A 16499-nucleotide genomic window follows, 5' to 3' on the forward strand; every position below is an offset into this window, starting at 1 on the left:
GCGAGGAAGACCCCATGACCGACCCCGACAAGCGCCTGTTGCTGGTGGATGGCTCGTCCTACCTGTACCGCGCTTATCACGCCCTGCCGCCACTCACCAACCCCGCCGGGGAGCCCACCGGCGCCATCTACGGCGTCATCAGTATGCTGCGCCGGCTTATCCAGGACTATCAACCGGTCCATATGGGGGTGGTCTTCGACGCACCGGGGAAGACCTTCCGCGATGAGCTGTTCACCGAGTACAAGGCCAACCGCCCGCCCATGCCCGATGATCTGGCCGCTCAGCTTGAACCGCTCAAGGCTATCGTGCGGGCCATGGGGCTGCCACTGATCGAAGTGGGCGGCGTCGAGGCGGACGACGTGATCGGCACACTGGCGGTTCGCGGGCGCCGGGACGGGCTTTCGCTGCTCATCTCCACCGGAGACAAGGACATGGCCCAGCTGGTCAATGGCGGCGTGACGCTGCTCAACACCATGTCCAATACCACGCTCGATCGCGACGGCGTACTGGAGAAATTCGGCGTTCCACCGGAGGGCATCATCGATTATCTCGCCCTGGTGGGCGACAGCTCCGATAATATCCCCGGTGTCCCCAAGGTCGGCCCGAAAACGGCCGCCAAATGGCTCAATCAGTACGGCTCAATCGATGGCATCCGTGAGCATGCCGATGCGATTGGCGGCAAGGTTGGTGAGAGCCTTCGGGACCATCTTGAGGAACTCGATCTCTCGCGCCAGCTCGCCACCATTCACTGCGACGTCGACCTGCCACTGACGCCACTGGAGATTCGCCTCGATCCGCCTGATCGGAATGAGCTCGCCCGGCTCTACCGGCATCTGGGGTTCAATACCTGGCTGCGGGAGATTGAGGCCGACGGCGAGCGCAACGCTGAACGGGCGGCCGGAGAGGCCGTGGCGAGTCATGATCCGGCGGATCCACAGGCGGACTATGCCTGTCTGCAGGATCAGGCCGGCTTCGACGCCTGGCTGGAGCGGCTCGCCGCAGCCGAGCTCTTCGCCCTTGATCTCGAGACCGACAGCCTCGAGTACATGAACGCCGCCATCGTGGGCGTCTCTTTTGCCATCGAGCCCGGCGAGGCCGCCTATCTGCCGCTGGCCCATACCGGCCCGGACCAGCCGGTGCAGCTTGACCGGGACGCAGCCCTGGAGCGACTGCGGCCGCTGCTGGAGGATCCGCGGGTCCGCAAGGTCGGGCAGAACCTCAAGTACGACATGAGCGTATTGGCGAACCATGGCATCACGCTGCGCGGCGTGGTCCATGACACCATGCTGGAGTCCTATTGCCTCGACGCCACCGCATCGCGGCATGACATGGATTCGCTTGCGCAGAAATACCTGAAGTATCGGCCCATTGGCTATGAAGAGGTGGCCGGTAAAGGGGCGCGACAGATAACGTTTGATCAGGTCGCGCTGGAACAGGCGGTGGATTATGCCGCCGAGGATGCCGACGTCACCCTGCGCCTGCATGAACGGCTCTGGCCGGCGCTGGCCGAGCGATCCGGCCCCAGAGCGGTCTATGAAGGTATCGAGATGCCTCTGCTGCCGGTCCTCTCGCGCATGGAGCGAACCGGTGTCCGGGTGGATGCGGCGTTGCTCGGCACCCAGAGCGGAGAGCTTGCCGAGACCATGCAGCGACTCGAGGAAGAGGCTCATGCCTGTGCCGGCGGGCCCTTCAATCTGGGTTCCCCCAAGCAGATCCAGGAAATCCTCTACGAGCGCCAGGGGCTGCCGGTCCTCGCCAAGACGCCGAAGGGTGCACCTTCCACCGCGGAATCGGTTCTCGATGAGCTGGCGGCGCAGGGGCACGAGCTGCCGCGTCTGATTCTCGACTATCGCGGCGTATCCAAGCTGCGCTCGACCTACACCGAAAAGCTGCCCACACTCATCAATCCGCGCACGGGCCGGGTCCACACCTCCTACCATCAGGCGGTGGCCGCTACTGGACGGCTCTCTTCATCCGACCCGAATCTGCAGAACATCCCGGTGCGGACTCCCGAGGGCCGGCGTATCCGTCGCGCCTTCATTCCCGAGCCCGGCCACCAGCTCATGGCCGCCGACTACTCCCAGGTCGAGCTGCGCATCATGGCGCACCTGTCCGGAGATGACGGATTGCGTCGGGCGTTCGCCGACGGGCTCGACATCCATTCGGCGACGGCCGCCGAGGTGTTCGGGAGCGCCGCGGATGCGGTCACCAATGACCAGCGACGGGCGGCCAAGGCCATCAACTTCGGCCTCATCTATGGCATGTCGGCCTGGGGACTGGCCCGCCAGCTCGGCATCGAGCGCGGCGAGGCGCAGGCCTATGTCGACCGCTATTTCGAACGCTACCCCGGGGTGCGGGCATTCATGGACCGGACCCGCCAGCTGGCCCGTGAGCAGGGCTATGTGGAGACGGTCTTCGGCCGGCGGCTTTACCTGCCCGAAATCAGCAGCCGCAACAACCAGCGGCGACAGTATGCCGAGCGGACGGCGATCAACGCGCCCATGCAGGGAACGGCGGCGGATATCATCAAGCGGGCCATGATCGCGGTGGACGGCTGGATTGCGGCGGAGCATCCGGGGGTGGCGCTGGTCATGCAGGTGCATGACGAGCTGGTGCTCGAGGTTCCGGTGGACAAGGCGGACATGGTCGCCGAGCGAATCCGCGGGTTCATGAGCGAAGCGGCCGAACTGGACGTGCCACTGGAGGTGGAAATCGGCGTCGGCGAGAACTGGGAGAGCGCACACTGAACTTCCCGTCCGGTGGGCTGTCCCATCAGGTGCGCCAGTGCCCGGCGCGGCCCGCTATTCCCTCCCTTACTAGCGGGCCAGCGAGGCCCGGCCGAGCCCCCAAGGCCGGGTCCACTGTCCCCGGAGCCCACACCCCATGGACTCCGGGGTTTTTTATGCCTGCTGCAGCCACTCGTCGAGCCGGGCGCGGGCGGTTTCCACGCCCTGGCGGGTCTGCGCGGAGAAAAGCTGGATACTGGCTCCTGGACAGGTCCGCAGCGCTGCTGTCCGGACCGACTGCAACGTATTGCCGGCAGGTCCGCGACGGAGCTTGTCCGCCTTGCTCAACAGGATATGCACCGGCAGTCGGGCTGCCTCGCACCACATCAGCATCTGCTCGTCGAGTTGGCCAAGGGGGTGACGGATGTCGGTAATCAGCACCAGGCCTCGAAGGCTCGCCCGCGTCTCCAGGTACTGCGGTAGCGCCTTCTGCCAGTGCGCCCGAAGGGCCGGCGGCGCCTTCGCGTAGCCATAGCCCGGTAGGTCGATCAGGCGCCGGCCGCTGTCCGGTGCGCCGACCGGGAAGACATTGATCTGCTGTGTCCGTCCCGGTGTCTTGCTGACCCGCGCCAGCTGCTTCTGGTCGGTAATGGCGTTGAGCGCGCTGGACTTGCCGGCATTCGAGCGCCCGGCGAATGCGACCTCATGGCCGATATCATCGGGGAGCTGGCGCGGTTCAGCCGCTGAGAGGAGAAACTGAGCCTGACGGTAGTCAATTGACACGGCGTTGGCCTCGCGCGGAAATTGACCCCTGAGGGGGGCGTTGGTATAAAGCCAGCGATTGTACTCGAGGTTTGTCTGTAATCATGATCGCCAAGACGCTCCCTGCGCTCGCCACGTTCCTTCTGGTCAGCTTTTCCGCCACGGCTCAGCTCGAGGATGCCGATCCGATGCGGGGTGAGACCTCGGCGGCGGTCTGTGCCGCCTGTCACGGTATGGACGGCAACAGCATGTCGCCGGAGTGGCCGAATCTCGCCGGCCAGCATGCCGATTACATCTTCGAGCAACTGCAGTACTACAAGTCCGGCGAACGCAACAACGCCATCATGCTCGGGCAGGCCGCCGGTCTGGATGAGCAGACCATGGCGGATCTGGCTGTCTATTACGAAGGGCTCGAGGCCGAGATCGGCGAGACCCCGGAGGAGCTGCTCACGACCGGTCGCAGCATCTACATGGGTGGCATCGCCGAAAAAGGCGTACCGGCCTGTGTGAGTTGCCATGGTCCCGCCGGTCTCGGTGTACCGAGCAGCGGCTACCCGCGCTTGAGTGGCCAGAAGGTCCAGTACACCATGGATCAGCTCATGCTCTACCGCTCCGGTGAGCGCTCGGGCTACGGGCAGGCAGCGGTCATGAACGAGATTGCCGTCAACCTCACGGACGAGGAGATCCAGGCGGTGTCGAATTACGTGCGCGGGCTGTACCCGGCGGAACTGGCGGCTGAATAGGCGGCAGCCGGAAACTCGCCGAACGCGGGGCCGGATTGATCCTGCGCAAGAATTTCCCTGCGCTGTTGTGGTCAATTGAATAACCCACACGGGTTAGTCTGATGGACAGGCAACGGCGATAGACAGATTCATGGCCCAGAGCGCTGCCACAATCTCCACCGGTCAGTCACGCCAACGCGGCCAGTACCGCCGTAGTCTGGGCGCGATCTGGCTGGAGTTCCTCGGCTCGATGAACCTGGCCATCACCCTGCTGGTGGTGGTGAGCATCGCTTCAGTCATCGGGACCGTGCTCCCGCAGAACAATCCCTACAGTGAGTACCTGATCCAGTTCGGGCCGTTCTGGTTCGAGGTCTTCCGCCTGCTCAACCTCTACGACGTCTACTCCGCCTGGTGGTTCCTGGCCATCCTCGGCTTTCTGGTGCTATCCACCGGTGTCTGTGTCAGCCGCCATATCCCGGGCGTCTGGCGCGAGATCACACGGTATCGCACGCACGTCCGGGAGAAGTCCCTCCTCGCGCTCTCCCAGCATCGGCGCTGGCGGACGTCCGTGGACGCCGAGTCAGTCGAGGCGGTGGCCGAGACGGCACTGCAAGGGTACGGATTCCGGACGCGGCGGGAGGCGCGCGGCGATACGGTGGTCGTGGCCGGGATGAAAGGCGGCGCCACGCGCATCGGCTATGTGCTGACCCACGTCGCCGTGGTGGTGATCGCGCTTGGCGCACTGGCGGATGGCAACATCAATCTCAAGCTCAGGGAGCTGATGGGTGACCTGGCCGTGGAAACCCGTGACCTGCCTGTCTCCCAGGTTCCGGCGGCTAGCTGGCTGGGTCCGGAGAGCGGATCGTTCCGGGGGAATGTCACCATCCCCGAGGAGAGCAACAGCGGTGTGGTCTTCCTCCAGGTGCGCGACGGCTACGTCGTCCAGCAGCTTCCCTTCGAGATCTATGTCGAAGACTTCCGCATCGACCACTATCCCAACGGCATGCCGAGCTCCTACGAGAGTGATCTGGTCATTCATGACCCTGCGCTGGAGGAACCCATCCGGCAGACCATCTCGGTCAACCATCCGCTGACCCACCGCGGCCATACCATCTACCAGGCCTCTTTCACCGACGGCGGCACGGCGCTTGAGCTCACCGGCCATCTGCTGGACGGTTCGGGCCAGACCATGCCCATCACCGGCCGCGTCTTCGAAAACCTGCGTCTGCAGCTCGGCGGTCTGCAGCGCACCATGGAGATCGACGACTTCCAGCTGTTCAATGTCGATCGGGATCCGCGGGCGGTAGAGCGTACGGGTTCGCGGGACGAATTCCGCAACGTCGGCCCGTCGTTCAACTTCACCATGCGCGACGAAGCGGGTCAGGCCCGTGAGTTCCACACCTATATGGCACCGGTGGAAATCGAGGACCGCTGGTACTATCTGCACGGTATGCGTGAGAGCGCCAGTGAGCCGTTCCGCTACCTGCACATTCCCGCCGACGCCAATGCCTCCATGGAGACTTTCATGGCGTTCCACGCGGCATTGCATGATCGTGCCCGGGTGGAACGGGCGGCACGCCGTGCAGCGGACGTGCTGCTGGCCCAGATGGGCGTGGCCAATCCCGAACTCGGTGCCCGCGTGGCCGGTACGGCCAATGACATGATTGCAACATTGGTTGAAGGTGGTTTCGGCGCCGTCAATGCACAACTTGAGGCGCGCGTCGCCGGCTCCAACCGCCCCGAGATGCTGCTGGAGTTCTCGCGCTCCGTGCTGCAACGCACGATGTTCGAGATCTATCGAGAGCAGCTCGCGGCCCGTCAGGGCGTCGAGCTGTCGATGGTTCAGACGGATGCGGATCAGCGCGCCTTCTTCGAGGAGGCGATGAATGCGGTCTCGGCGGTGGCGGAATACGGCTCACCGATCATCTTCGAGATCGATCATTTCAACCATCGTGAGGCCACCGGCCTGCAGATCACCCGCGCGCCCGGCAAGAACGTCGTCTATGCGGGGTCGGCCGTGCTGGTGCTGGGCATCTTCCTGCTTTTCTACGTATCCCATCGCCGGATCTGGGCGATGGTGACGCCGCGGGAGGATGGCGGCAGTGATCTTCTGATGGCCGGCATCAATCAGCGCCGGCCGGAGGAGTTCGAGGCCGAGTTCGCTGACCTGGCCGAGGCGGTCGAGAATCAGCTCGGCGTGACCGGCGACATGCCAGGCCGGCGCCGCAAGGATGCGTCCGACTCCGCCGGACCGACAGAACAAACTGACTGAGGACTGGGCAATGGTTGCGTCCCGCGAAGACATGCTCCGAGAAATCCGCCGGCCATCGCTCTGGCAGCGGCTCACCGTCGCTGACTGGGCCTGGGCTGCCCTGGTGGTGCTTGCAACGGCCGGTACCTACTGGGTGTTATGGGGCGTGATGAACGTCTACGAAGTCGTTATCACGTTCTTCACGGCGGCAACCATGATCGGTCTCGGCTGGCACTGGCATGCTTCGCGTTGGTACATGGCGATCGTCTGTCTGGCGAGCCTCTTTGCGATCACCCGCTATCCTGAGCTGGCCGCGGCACAGAGCGACTTCTTCCTGAAGTATCTGCTCTCCAGTCAGTCGGCGATCATGTGGATGAGTGCCCTGTTCCCGGCCGCCACCGTCGTCTACGGCGTGGCGCTTTTCACCGGTAATGACTTCGCTGGCCGCGTCGCCTCGAAACTCACCTGGATCGCCGCCGGCGCTGGCCTGGTCGGGCTGCTGGTGCGCTGGCACGAGACCCACCTCTACGCCGGCGGGATTGGCTATATCCCGGTCAGCAACCTCTACGAAGTCTTCGTGCTGTTCGCCGTCATGACGGCGCTCATCTATCTGTACTACGAGAACGCGCAGCGCACCCGATCCATGGGCTTTTTCGTGCTGTTGATCATCTCGGCATCCATCGGTTTCCTGCTCTGGTATCACTTCGACCGCGGCGCCTACCAGATCGAGCCGCTGGTGCCGGCGCTGAACAGCTACTGGATGAAGATCCATGTGCCCACGAACTTCGTCGGGTACGGCTGCTTCGCCATTGCGGCCATGCTTGGCGTGGCCTATCTCATTCGGGCCCGGGTCTCCGATGACAGCCCATGGGCCGAGCGTCTGCCCACCCTCAAGCAGATCGACGAGGTGAGCTACCGAGCCATTGCTCTCGGTTTTGCATTCTTCACGGTGGCGACCATCCTCGGTGCGCTCTGGGCGGCTGAGGCCTGGGGGGCCTACTGGTCCTGGGACCCGAAAGAGACCTGGGCACTGATCGTCTGGCTCAACTATGCGGCCTGGCTGCATCTGCGCTACACCAAGGGGCTGCGGGGCAAACCGATGGCTTGGTGGGCGATCATTGGTCTGTTCATTACGACATTCGCATTCCTTGGCGTGAACATGTTCCTGTCCGGCCTGCATTCCTACGGAGAGCTGTAGAATGGGCGACTTTCAGGCAGCAATTCTCCGGAGTCCGATGATGCAGCGCTTATCCCTCGTCCGCTTCGGCCAGACCATGGCCATGGTGCTGATGCTTGCCGGCCTGTTCGGGCCTGGCTCGGCTCAGGCGCAGCAGGGGTACCGCGTGCTGGACACCCCGCAGCCCACGGATGCGCCGGCTGGCGCTGTCGAGGTGCGGGAGTTCTTCTCCTATGGTTGTCCGCACTGCGCTGATTTTGAACCGGTGCTCGGCGAATGGAGCGCGGAAATGGGCGAGCGCATCGAGGTGGTCCACACGCCGGTCACCTTCGGCCGCGAGAGCTGGGCCGTGCTCGCGCGTGCGTACTACGCCGCGCAGGCACTGGGTATCCTCGATCAGACCCATGCGGCCCTTTTCGAGGCGATTCATGAGGAAGGCCGGTCGTTCACCCGCAACGAGGATGTTGCGGCCTTCTATGCCAGCGTGGCGGATGTCAGCGAAGCCGACGTACTGGCGGCGATGAACTCCTTCGCCGTCAATACGCAGCTCAATCGGGGTGAGCGCCTGGTCAATGCGTACCGGGTGCCCGGAACGCCCGCCTTGGGGGTGGCCGGCAGGTATCTGATCGACGTCCGGGCGGCTGGCGGGCAGCAGGGCATGCTGGATGTCGCCGAATCGCTGGTTGTCGAAGAGAACGGCGATCAGTAGGCAGTGAGCGATTCCATCACCTGCGCCGGTGGGTCGACTTCGTCGCCGCCGGCGGCCGAGGCCAAGCCTGGTTCGGCGACAGGGTTGCCGGCGCGTCTGCGGCTCATGAGCTTCAACATCCAGGCCGGCATCCAGACCCGCTACTATCACCAGTACTTCACCCGCGGGTGGCGTCATGTCCTGCCGGACAGCAAGCGCGTTCCCAATCTGCGACGGATCGCATCGCTGATCCGTCGCTTCGATCTGGTCGGTCTACAGGAGCTTGACGGGGGCAGCCTGCGCAGCGGATTCGTCGATCAGACGGCCTTCCTGGCCGATACGGCAGAGTTCCCGCACTGGTATTCGCAGACAAACCGGCCCCTGGGGCGCCTTGCCCAGCACAGCAATGGCCTGCTCAGTCGTCTTGTGGCACGCCGCGTTGACGAACACCGGCTTCCAGGGCGCATTCCGGGCCGGGGGGCGCTGATCGTCCGCTTTGGCACGGAAGAGGCGGAGCTGATGGTCGTTCTGCTCCATCTGGCGCTCAGTCAGCGCGCACGGTTAACCCAGCTCGCCTACGTCGCCGACTGCGTCCGCGATTGCCCGCATGTCATCGTCATGGGAGATCTGAACTGCAATTCACACAGTCCCGAGCTTCAGTATCTCTGCACCGAAACCGGGCTGCGCGAGCCATTGCACGATCTGCCAACCTATCCGAGCTGGCGGCCCGAGCGGAATATCGACCATATCCTGGTCAGCCCGAGCCTTTCCGTGGAATCAGCGGAAGTTCTCGATGCCCCACTGTCCGATCATCTGCCCATGACCATGGTGGTCAATCTGCCCGAGCGGCTGCACGGCGGGTAGCGGCGGGCGACGGCGGACAGGCTAGCCCGTGGTAGAGCCGGAAACCATTGGCCCGAGCGCCTGCCAGATATTGTCGAGAATCCGGGCCTGGGCACGTGTATTGGGGTGAATGCCGTCATCCTGCATCAGCGAGGGCTGCTCGGCGACACCGGCCAGAATCTTCGGGACGTAGGCCACGCCGGTCTCTCTGGCCACTTCTTCGTAGACATTACGGAACCGTTCGATGAAAGCGCTGCCATAATTCGAGGGCAGACGCACGCCGGCGAGGACGACGCGCGCCCCGCTGTCCCGCGCCATGGTTATCATGGCCTCCAGGTTGTCCCGCAGTTCGCTCAGGGGAACACCGCGCAGGCCATCGTTGCCGCCAAGCGCGATGACGACGATATCCGGCGCATGGATGTCCAGGGCCTGAGGCAGACGTGCCCTGGCGCCGGCGGTGGTTTCACCGCTGATGGCGGCATTGACGACCTCTGCCCCGGCACCGAGCCGATCGGCCAGCAGGGCGACCCAGCCCGCCTCGGCGGGCATGTTGTAGGCGGCAGACAGGCTGTCGCCAAGAACAAGAATACGCGGTCCGGATGTCTGCGCCGCAACCAGGCCAGACAGAGCCAGACCGAAAACAAGCAGTACAGTCAGGAGTCGAGTTCGCATGCCCGGTACCATGGATTCACCCTCTAACGGTTCGCCGGTTCTCGAAGCCCGCGGTCTCGCCATGCGCTTCGAGGCCCCGGAAGGCCGGATCAGCCTGTTCGAAAATCTCGATGTTAGCATCGCCGCTGGCGATTCTCTGGCCATTCTTGGTACCTCGGGATCGGGTAAATCCACGCTGCTCGGACTGCTGGCCGGTCTGGATCTGCCCAGCGGTGGAACCGTGGCGCTGGACGGACATGACCTGACCACCCTGGATGAGGACGAGCGTGCGGCGCTACGCAGCGGGCGGGTCGGCTTCGTCTTCCAGGCCTTTCACCTGCTACCGGGCCTGACGGCGCTCGAGAATGTGATGCTGCCGGCCGAGCTGGCCGGTGATACCGATGCAAGGAAAAAGGCGGCGCATGCCCTGGAGCAAGTCGGGCTCGCCGGCCGGGTCGCGCACTATCCGGCCCAGCTTTCAGGCGGCGAACAGCAGCGTGTGGCGATTGCCCGCGCCTTTATCAGCGAGCCGCGCATCCTGTTTGCCGACGAGCCGACGGGTAATCTTGATCACCGCACGGGCGAACAGATCATCGAGCTGCTGTTCAACCTCAATCGCGACTATGGCACCACGCTGATCCTGGTGACCCATGACCAGGCAGTGGCCGGGCGTTGCGCCCATGTGCGCTATCTGCGCGAAGGCGCGCTGGCGAGGAAGGCGGGCTGATGCTCTCGCTGCGATTGCTCTACCGTGACTGGCGAGGGGGGGAGCTGCGTCTGCTGGCCCTTGCGCTGGTCATCGCCGTGGCCGCGGTGACGGGTGTCTCCTGGCTCGCGGACCGGGTGGCCGGTGCCACGGAGGCGCGCGCGGCCGATCTGCTTGCCGCCGACCGGGCCGTCGAGTACCCGGAGCCCATTCCCGACGCCTGGCAGGCGCGTGCTGAGGCCGATGGCCTGGACACGGCCCGCATCGCGGTCTTTCCGACCGTGGTGCTCACCGAGAGCGCCAACCGTCTGGTCTCCGCCAAGGCTGTCAGCGATGCCTATCCGCTCAGGGGCAGCCTGCGCATTCAGCCGGCACCCGGCGCCGAGGAACAGCAGCCTCCAGGTATTCCCGAACCGGGAACGGCCTGGGTGGAGTCGCGTCTCCTCGGGCTGCTGGATCTGGAGGTTGGCGACACCATCACCCTGGGCGCGCGGGATCTCCGCGTCGGGGGCATCCTCAGCTTCGAGCCCGATCGGGGTCAGGGGTTTGGAAGCCTGGCGCCGCGGGTGATGTTCAACCATGCCGACCTTCAATCAACGGAACTCCTTGGCCCGGGCAGTCGGGTCAGGCATAAGCTGCTGCTGGCCGGCGATCAGGCCGCGGTCGCGCAGTTCACCGATCGGCTGGCGGCCGAGCAGGGTAATGCCGTGGAGATCGAACGGCCCAGCGAGCAGGGACGCGGAGCCGCCGAGGTTATTGAACAGGCAAAGCGTTTTCTCGGCCTCGCCGCGCTGCTGACGGTGATCGTGGCCGGCGTGGCCGTTCTGCTCACCGTCCGCCACTACGCCGAGCGGCAGATCACCGGCGTCGCGGTGATGCGGGCCATGGGCGCCACCCGGCGTCAGGTGCTGCAGCTGTTTGTCGGCAAATTGCTCTGGCTCGGGCTCTTCGCCGGCGCAGTGGGTGCCGCACTCGGCTATATCCTGCATCTGGCGATGCTCTCGCTGGTGGCCGAGCTGCTCGGGGCGGAGTTGCCCCCGGCCGGGATCCGGCCCTTGCTCACCGGCTGGCTCACGGCGGCGGCCGCCCTGCTCGGGTTTGCCCTGCCAACCCTGGTCCGCCTGCGGGATGCACCGCCCATGCGGGTGCTGCGCCAGGATCTGGGCAGTGGGCTGCTCCGCGCCGGCTTGCCGTTACTGGTTGCAGCGCTCGTCATCCTGGGGCTGATGGCCTGGCAGGCGGGCGATGTCCGGGTGACGCTCAGCGTTTTTGGTGCCGTCGCCGCCACGCTCGCCATCCTGGCGGCCGTGGCTGCTGCCATCGTCCTTGGGGCGAGGGCCTGGTCACGCCGTGGCGGGCAGCGACGGCTGCTCTGGCTGACCGGTTTCACCCGCCGTCCGCTCACGGCGATCATCCAGATCGTCGCCGTTGGCGTCGGTCTGATGAGTCTGTTTCTGCTGGCCGTGGTGCGCAACGATCTGCTCAGCGCCTGGCAGGCCGAGATACCCCCGGACGCCCCGAACCAGTTCCTGATCAACATCCAGTCTGACGAGGTGGACGGGGTTCGTACCACCCTGGCCGATGCCGGTATCGAAACGGTCTTCTATCCCATGGTTCGCGCCCGCCTCACGGCGCTCAATGGCGAGCCGGTCCGTGCCCAGGACTATGACAGTGCCCAGGCCCGGCGCCTGGCCCGACGCGAGTTCAATCTGTCATGGAGTGCGCGGCTGCAGGCGGACAACCGGATTGTGGCCGGTGACTGGTGGGGCGATCAGTCGGATCCGGCGCCACAGTTGTCGGTTGAGACCGAGTTTGCCGAAGAAATTGGCGTGGAAATGGGCGACCGCCTCACCTTCAGTTCCGGCGGCGGCAGTGTCACCGCCGAGGTCACCAGCCTGCGCGAGGTCCGCTGGGAGAGCTTTAACGTCAACTTCTTCGTGCTCGCCTCCCCCGGTACGCTCGATGAGCTGCCGCGGACCTGGCTCACCAGCTTCTATCTGCCCCCGCAGAATACCGCTGTGCTCAACCAACTCATCCGCGCGTATCCCAGTGTGACACCCATCGATGTCAGCAGTGTTTTGCGGATCGTGCGCACCATCATCGACCAGGGCTCCAGCGTGGTCGAACTCATGGCGTTGCTCACCCTGGCCGCGGGCGTTCTCGTACTGCTCGCGGCCCTGCAGATCACCGGTGAACAACGCCGCTTCGAGAGCGCGCTGCTCCGCGCCCTGGGAGCCAGCGGCCGACGCATCCGGGCCATGGCCCGGCTCGAGTTCTGGGTGATCGGTGCGATTGCGGGTGGTCTCGCTGGCCTCGCCGCTACCGCCGCGGGTGTCGTGGTGGCGGAAGTCCTGTTCGACCTTGATTATCCGTTCCGGCCCATGACCCTGCTGGCCGGCGCCTTTGTTGGCCTGCTCACCGTCTGGGCCGCGGGCGCGCTCGGTGCACGACGCTACTATCGGGCCTCGCCGATGCGATTGCTCCGCGAAGGGGGATAACGCGCGGTGCCCTGTCGCTCCCGTCTCCTTGTCCCGGGCTCGCGCGGTGCGCGAGGCGTTTCACGCGGTGGATAACAAACCGAAACGCGCCCCGAGGTCGCCCGGGACAAGGAGACGGGAGCGACAGGGCACGGCCATGGATCAACCGCGGCGGATCCGCGTCTCGCGTGAGTCCGGGGAAAGGGGCGGAGGTGGCATCGCACCGCACCGGGCGACCTCGGGCCGCGTAGCGGACCGGTGAGCCCGGCGAAGGGGGTGGCGCCGGCATTCGCACCGAGGGGAACCGACCGCCGCGTTGTCGAGCCCAAGAGGATGAATCCTCACAAAAGGAGGCGACATGACGCGCCTGGAACACGCCTTTGAGGAAAACGTGACCGAGCCGGTGCCATGGGATCGGCTGCTGCACGCGACCCTCGGCCGCATGACCGGGGGCATTTCGCCAACCGCGTTGCAGCTTGCCTTTTTCGACTGGGCGGGCCATCTCGGCCTTAATCCGGGCCGCCAGAGTGCCCTGCAGGAGAAGGCGTTGCGCAAGGCGCTGCGGCTGGCAGCCTACTCCGGTCACTGCCTTGCGGGTGACGAGGAGGGGCGCTGCATCGAACCGCTGCCCAATGATCACCGCTTCGATGCGCGGGAGTGGGAGCGCTGGCCGTTTTCCTTCATCCACCAGGCTTTCCTCCTGCAGCAGCAGTGGTGGCATGTGGCGACCACCGGCGTCCCCGGCGTCGACCCCCACCATGAGGAAGTGGTGAATTTCACGGTGCGACAGATGCTCGACGTGCTCTCGCCATCCAACTTCCTGCCGACCAACCCGGAGGTGCTGGAACGGACGATCAACGAGAATGGCTGGAATCTGGTCCGGGGCGCATCGAACTGGTTGGAGGACGCGCAGCGCGAGATCGCCGGCCGGCCCCAGAAGGGTGGCGGTGACTACGCGGTCGGCCGTGACCTGGCGCTGACACCGGGCAAGGTGGTCCACCGAAATGCCCTCATGGAACTCATCCAGTACGAGCCGGCGACCGAGACTGTCCACCCCGAACCGGTCCTGATCGTGCCGGCCTGGATCATGAAGTACTACATCCTCGACCTGCAGCCGGGCCGGTCACTGATCGAATACCTGGTCAACCAGGGCCATACAGTGTTCGTGGTCTCCTGGAAAAACCCCGGGCCCGATGATCGCGAAATGGGCATGGCCGATTACCGTCGCCTGGGCGTGAACGACGCGCTCGACGCGGTCAATGCCATCGTGCCTGAGCAGAAAGTGCACGGCGTGGGCTATTGCCTGGGTGGCACGCTCCTGACCCTGGCGGCCGCGGCCATGGCCCGCGACGGTGATGATCGCCTCGCGACCCTGTCCCTGCTGGCGGCACAGACGGACTTCACCGAGCCCGGCGAGCTGGATCTGTTCATCGATGAGTCACAGGTCTCGTTCCTGGAGGACGTCATGTGGGCGCGGGGCTATCTGGGCCGGGATCAGATGGCCGGCGCCTTCCATCTGCTGCGTTCCCAGGACCTGGTCTGGTCGCGGCTCGTGCGTAATTACCTGATGGGCGAGCGCGAAGAGATGTTCGACCTGATGGCCTGGAACGCCGATGCCACTCGACTGCCCTATCGCATGCACAGCGAGTATCTGCGTCATCTGTTCCTCCACAACGACCTGGTGGAAGGTCGCTACGACATCGAAGGACGGCCGGTCTCGGTAGGTGATATCGATGCGCCGATCTTCTCCGTGGCCACCCAGAAGGATCACATCGCGCCCTGGCACTCGGTCTATAAGATCGTGCGGCTGGCGCGCACGGATGTCACCTTCCTGCTCACGCGAGGGGGGCACAACGCTGGCATCGTCAGTGAGCCCGGTCACCCGCGGCGCCATTATCAGATGAAGCATTTCCAGCCCCTGGGGCGGACCTATCCGGCGGAACGGTTCGAGCGGGAAACGCCACGCGAGGAAGGGTCCTGGTGGCTGGCGTGGCAGCAATGGCTGGCTGAACGCTCGGGTGAGCCTGTCTCACCGCCGTCCATCGGTGCGCCCGAGCGGGGTTATGTACCGTATGCGGATGCGCCCGGCGAATACGTGCTCATGCACTGAGACGGGCCAGGGTCTGCCTCAGCGCTCGTCCACCGGCAGGCCCCGGAGATATTCCGCCCAACGCCAGTCGGGGTCGCCGAGCACGACAAAATTGGGGTTGAGGGTCGATTCCTTGGCGTTGTAGCGCAGCGCCACGCCGTCGGTGCGAATGACCATGCCGCCAGCGGCTTCGACCACACACTGGGCGGCGGCGCTGTCCCATTCCGAGGTAGGCCCGAACCGGGGGTAGCAGTCTGCCGCGCCCTCGGCCACCAGACAGAACTTGAGTGAGCTGCCCATCGAGCGCGTCTCGAACTCGGGCAGCCGCTGCAGGAGTTCCTCCACGCGCGGGTGACGGTGCGAGCGGCTCACCACGACGGTCAGCCGAGCGGCATCCACGCGGCGGGTGCGGATATCGTGGCGGCCCTCGGCGTCGCGGCGCTCGGCCCGACACCGCTGCGTCCCCGACTCCTCGCCGATGACTGGCCAACGGAGGCCCATCCAGGTGGTGGACAGGACGGGGGCATGCACCACCCCGATCGCTGGTGCCTGATGCTCAATGAGCGCGATGTTCACGGTGAATTCGCCGTTGCGCTTGACGAACTCCCGGGTACCGTCCAGGGGGTCCACCAGCCAGTATCGCCGCCAGCCCCGGCGCGTTTCGTATGAGGGGATGCCTCCTTCCTCGGAGATCACGGGGATGTCCGGCGTCAATTCGCCCAGCCGCTCGACGATCAGGTGATGCGCGGCATTGTCGGCGGTGGTCAGTGGCGAGTCGTCGGCCTTGGCCTCGACCTCGAAGCCACTCGCATAGATCGAGAGAATCTCCCGGCCTGCGGACTCCGCGATCTCGACGGCCGCCTCGCTGAGGCGATCGATGTCCTGTGTATCCATGACGCCCCAATATACACGGGCCGATACGGAAGTTGACACGCCTCGAACAGGGGGCTAGTCTCTCGCCCAGTGCCGTTCAGGCCACACCCCCTACTCGGCCTCATGAATTCGCCAAGCGATCCACCCGGTCGTTTCAAATCCGACAAGTAACCTGCGTATTCCCTGGAGGATTGTTTCGTGAGCGACAACATCGTCCACGTCTCCGACGCCAACTTTGAGTCAGAAGTCATTAACGCCGATCAGCCGGTCCTCGTGGACTACTGGGCAGAGTGGTGCGGCCCCTGCAAGATGATCGCGCCGATCCTTGAGGAAGTGGCTGGCAGCTATGATGGCAGGCTCAAGATCGCCAAGCTGAATATCGACGAGAACCCGGAAACCCCGCCGAAGTACGGTATCCGTGGCATCCCCACGCTGATGCTGTTCAAGAACGGGGGCGTCGAGGCGACCAAGGTGGGCGCCCTTTCCAAGGCGCAGCTTTCCGCCTTCATCGACAGCAACCTCTAGCAATAGTGG

13 protein-coding genes are annotated in these 16499 nt (G+C 64.9%); 10 read left to right on the top strand and 3 right to left on the bottom strand.

Annotated elements, in window-relative coordinates; all coding sequences use genetic code 11:
- Positions 1 to 14: 14 nt before the first annotated feature.
- Positions 15 to 2747: a DNA polymerase I gene (gene polA, locus V6X63_RS05810; protein ID WP_367978385.1), complete on the top strand. Its 2733-nt coding sequence runs from the start codon at positions 15 to 17 to the stop codon at positions 2745 to 2747.
- 153 nt (positions 2748 to 2900) lie between these two features.
- On the opposite strand, the gene yihA is transcribed toward polA, so the two are convergent.
- Positions 2901 to 3509 (bottom strand): ribosome biogenesis GTP-binding protein YihA/YsxC, encoded by a 609-nt coding sequence (gene yihA, locus V6X63_RS05815; protein WP_367967738.1) that lies wholly within the window; start codon positions 3507 to 3509, stop codon positions 2901 to 2903.
- An 83-nt stretch (positions 3510 to 3592) separates the two neighbouring features.
- Between yihA and V6X63_RS05820 the strand changes: the two genes are divergently transcribed.
- The 5 genes from V6X63_RS05820 to V6X63_RS05840 all read left to right on the top strand — a co-directional run bounded on the left by V6X63_RS05820 (position 3593) and on the right by V6X63_RS05840 (position 9190).
- Positions 3593 to 4231 (top strand): c-type cytochrome, encoded by a 639-nt coding sequence (locus V6X63_RS05820; RefSeq protein ID WP_367967739.1) that lies wholly within the window; start codon positions 3593 to 3595, stop codon positions 4229 to 4231.
- Between the two features lie 130 nt (positions 4232 to 4361).
- Positions 4362 to 6482: a cytochrome c biogenesis protein ResB gene (locus V6X63_RS05825; RefSeq protein WP_367978386.1), complete on the top strand. Its 2121-nt coding sequence runs from the start codon at positions 4362 to 4364 to the stop codon at positions 6480 to 6482.
- 31 nt (positions 6483 to 6513) lie between these two features.
- Positions 6514 to 7659 (top strand): c-type cytochrome biogenesis protein CcsB, encoded by a 1146-nt coding sequence (gene ccsB, locus V6X63_RS05830; protein WP_367978387.1) that lies wholly within the window; start codon positions 6514 to 6516, stop codon positions 7657 to 7659.
- A gap of 37 nt (positions 7660 to 7696) precedes the next feature.
- The gene (locus tag V6X63_RS05835; protein WP_367978388.1) at positions 7697 to 8347 is read left to right on the top strand and encodes a thiol:disulfide interchange protein DsbA/DsbL; all 651 of its coding nucleotides are present in this window, start codon (positions 7697 to 7699) and stop codon (positions 8345 to 8347) included.
- Between the two features lie 105 nt (positions 8348 to 8452).
- The gene (locus V6X63_RS05840; RefSeq protein ID WP_407826393.1) at positions 8453 to 9190 is read left to right on the top strand and encodes an endonuclease/exonuclease/phosphatase family protein; all 738 of its coding nucleotides are present in this window, start codon (positions 8453 to 8455) and stop codon (positions 9188 to 9190) included.
- A gap of 21 nt (positions 9191 to 9211) precedes the next feature.
- Here V6X63_RS05840 and V6X63_RS05845 read toward each other — a convergent pair whose 3' ends face one another.
- Positions 9212 to 9841, bottom strand: a complete 630-nt coding sequence (locus tag V6X63_RS05845) for an arylesterase (RefSeq protein WP_367978389.1) — start codon at positions 9839 to 9841, stop codon at positions 9212 to 9214.
- Between V6X63_RS05845 and V6X63_RS05850 the strand changes: the two genes are divergently transcribed.
- The 3 genes from V6X63_RS05850 (at position 9840) to V6X63_RS05860 (ending at position 15113) form a co-directional block, all read left to right on the top strand.
- Entirely contained in the window at positions 9840 to 10547 is a 708-nt protein-coding gene (locus V6X63_RS05850; RefSeq protein ID WP_367978390.1) for an ABC transporter ATP-binding protein, read from the top strand. The genes V6X63_RS05845 and V6X63_RS05850 overlap by 2 nt on opposite strands.
- The gene (locus V6X63_RS05855; RefSeq protein WP_367978391.1) at positions 10547 to 13024 is read left to right on the top strand and encodes an ABC transporter permease; all 2478 of its coding nucleotides are present in this window, start codon (positions 10547 to 10549) and stop codon (positions 13022 to 13024) included. Before V6X63_RS05850 ends, V6X63_RS05855 begins: the two co-directional genes overlap by 1 nt.
- Before the next feature lie 337 nt (positions 13025 to 13361).
- Entirely contained in the window at positions 13362 to 15113 is a 1752-nt protein-coding gene (locus V6X63_RS05860; protein ID WP_367967751.1) for a PHA/PHB synthase family protein, read from the top strand.
- 18 nt (positions 15114 to 15131) lie between these two features.
- On the opposite strand, the gene cysQ is transcribed toward V6X63_RS05860, so the two are convergent.
- Positions 15132 to 15986, bottom strand: a complete 855-nt coding sequence (gene cysQ, locus V6X63_RS05865) for a 3'(2'),5'-bisphosphate nucleotidase CysQ (protein ID WP_367967752.1) — start codon at positions 15984 to 15986, stop codon at positions 15132 to 15134.
- Positions 15987 to 16163: 177 nt separating this feature from the next.
- On the opposite strand from cysQ, the gene trxA reads away from it, so the two are divergent.
- Positions 16164 to 16490, top strand: a complete 327-nt coding sequence (trxA, locus tag V6X63_RS05870) for a thioredoxin TrxA (RefSeq protein ID WP_367967754.1) — start codon at positions 16164 to 16166, stop codon at positions 16488 to 16490.
- The last annotated feature ends 9 nt before the right edge of the window (positions 16491 to 16499 follow it).

Source organism: Spiribacter onubensis (genome assembly GCF_040838425.1).
Classification (GTDB): domain Bacteria; phylum Pseudomonadota; class Gammaproteobacteria; order Nitrococcales; family Nitrococcaceae; genus Spiribacter; species Spiribacter onubensis.

What these genes read in the sequence shown, in the direction of transcription:
- V6X63_RS05850 (WP_367978390.1), top strand. Translation starts at nt 9,840, where the DNA reads ATGCCCGGTACCATGGATTCACCCTCTAACGGTTCGCCGGTTCTCGAA.
- V6X63_RS05855 (WP_367978391.1), top strand. Translation starts at nt 10,547, where the DNA reads ATGCTCTCGCTGCGATTGCTCTACCGTGACTGGCGAGGGGGGGAGCTG.
- V6X63_RS05845 (WP_367978389.1), bottom strand. Translation starts at nt 9,841, where the DNA reads ATGCGAACTCGACTCCTGACTGTACTGCTTGTTTTCGGTCTGGCTCTG.
- V6X63_RS05820 (WP_367967739.1), top strand. Translation starts at nt 3,593, where the DNA reads ATGATCGCCAAGACGCTCCCTGCGCTCGCCACGTTCCTTCTGGTCAGC.
- V6X63_RS05825 (WP_367978386.1), top strand. Translation starts at nt 4,362, where the DNA reads ATGGCCCAGAGCGCTGCCACAATCTCCACCGGTCAGTCACGCCAACGC.
- V6X63_RS05835 (WP_367978388.1), top strand. Translation starts at nt 7,697, where the DNA reads ATGATGCAGCGCTTATCCCTCGTCCGCTTCGGCCAGACCATGGCCATG.
- cysQ (WP_367967752.1), bottom strand. Translation starts at nt 15,986, where the DNA reads ATGGATACACAGGACATCGATCGCCTCAGCGAGGCGGCCGTCGAGATC.
- polA (WP_367978385.1), top strand. Translation starts at nt 15, where the DNA reads ATGACCGACCCCGACAAGCGCCTGTTGCTGGTGGATGGCTCGTCCTAC.
- ccsB (WP_367978387.1), top strand. Translation starts at nt 6,514, where the DNA reads ATGCTCCGAGAAATCCGCCGGCCATCGCTCTGGCAGCGGCTCACCGTC.
- V6X63_RS05860 (WP_367967751.1), top strand. Translation starts at nt 13,362, where the DNA reads ATGACGCGCCTGGAACACGCCTTTGAGGAAAACGTGACCGAGCCGGTG.
- V6X63_RS05840 (WP_407826393.1), top strand. Translation starts at nt 8,453, where the DNA reads ATGAGCTTCAACATCCAGGCCGGCATCCAGACCCGCTACTATCACCAG.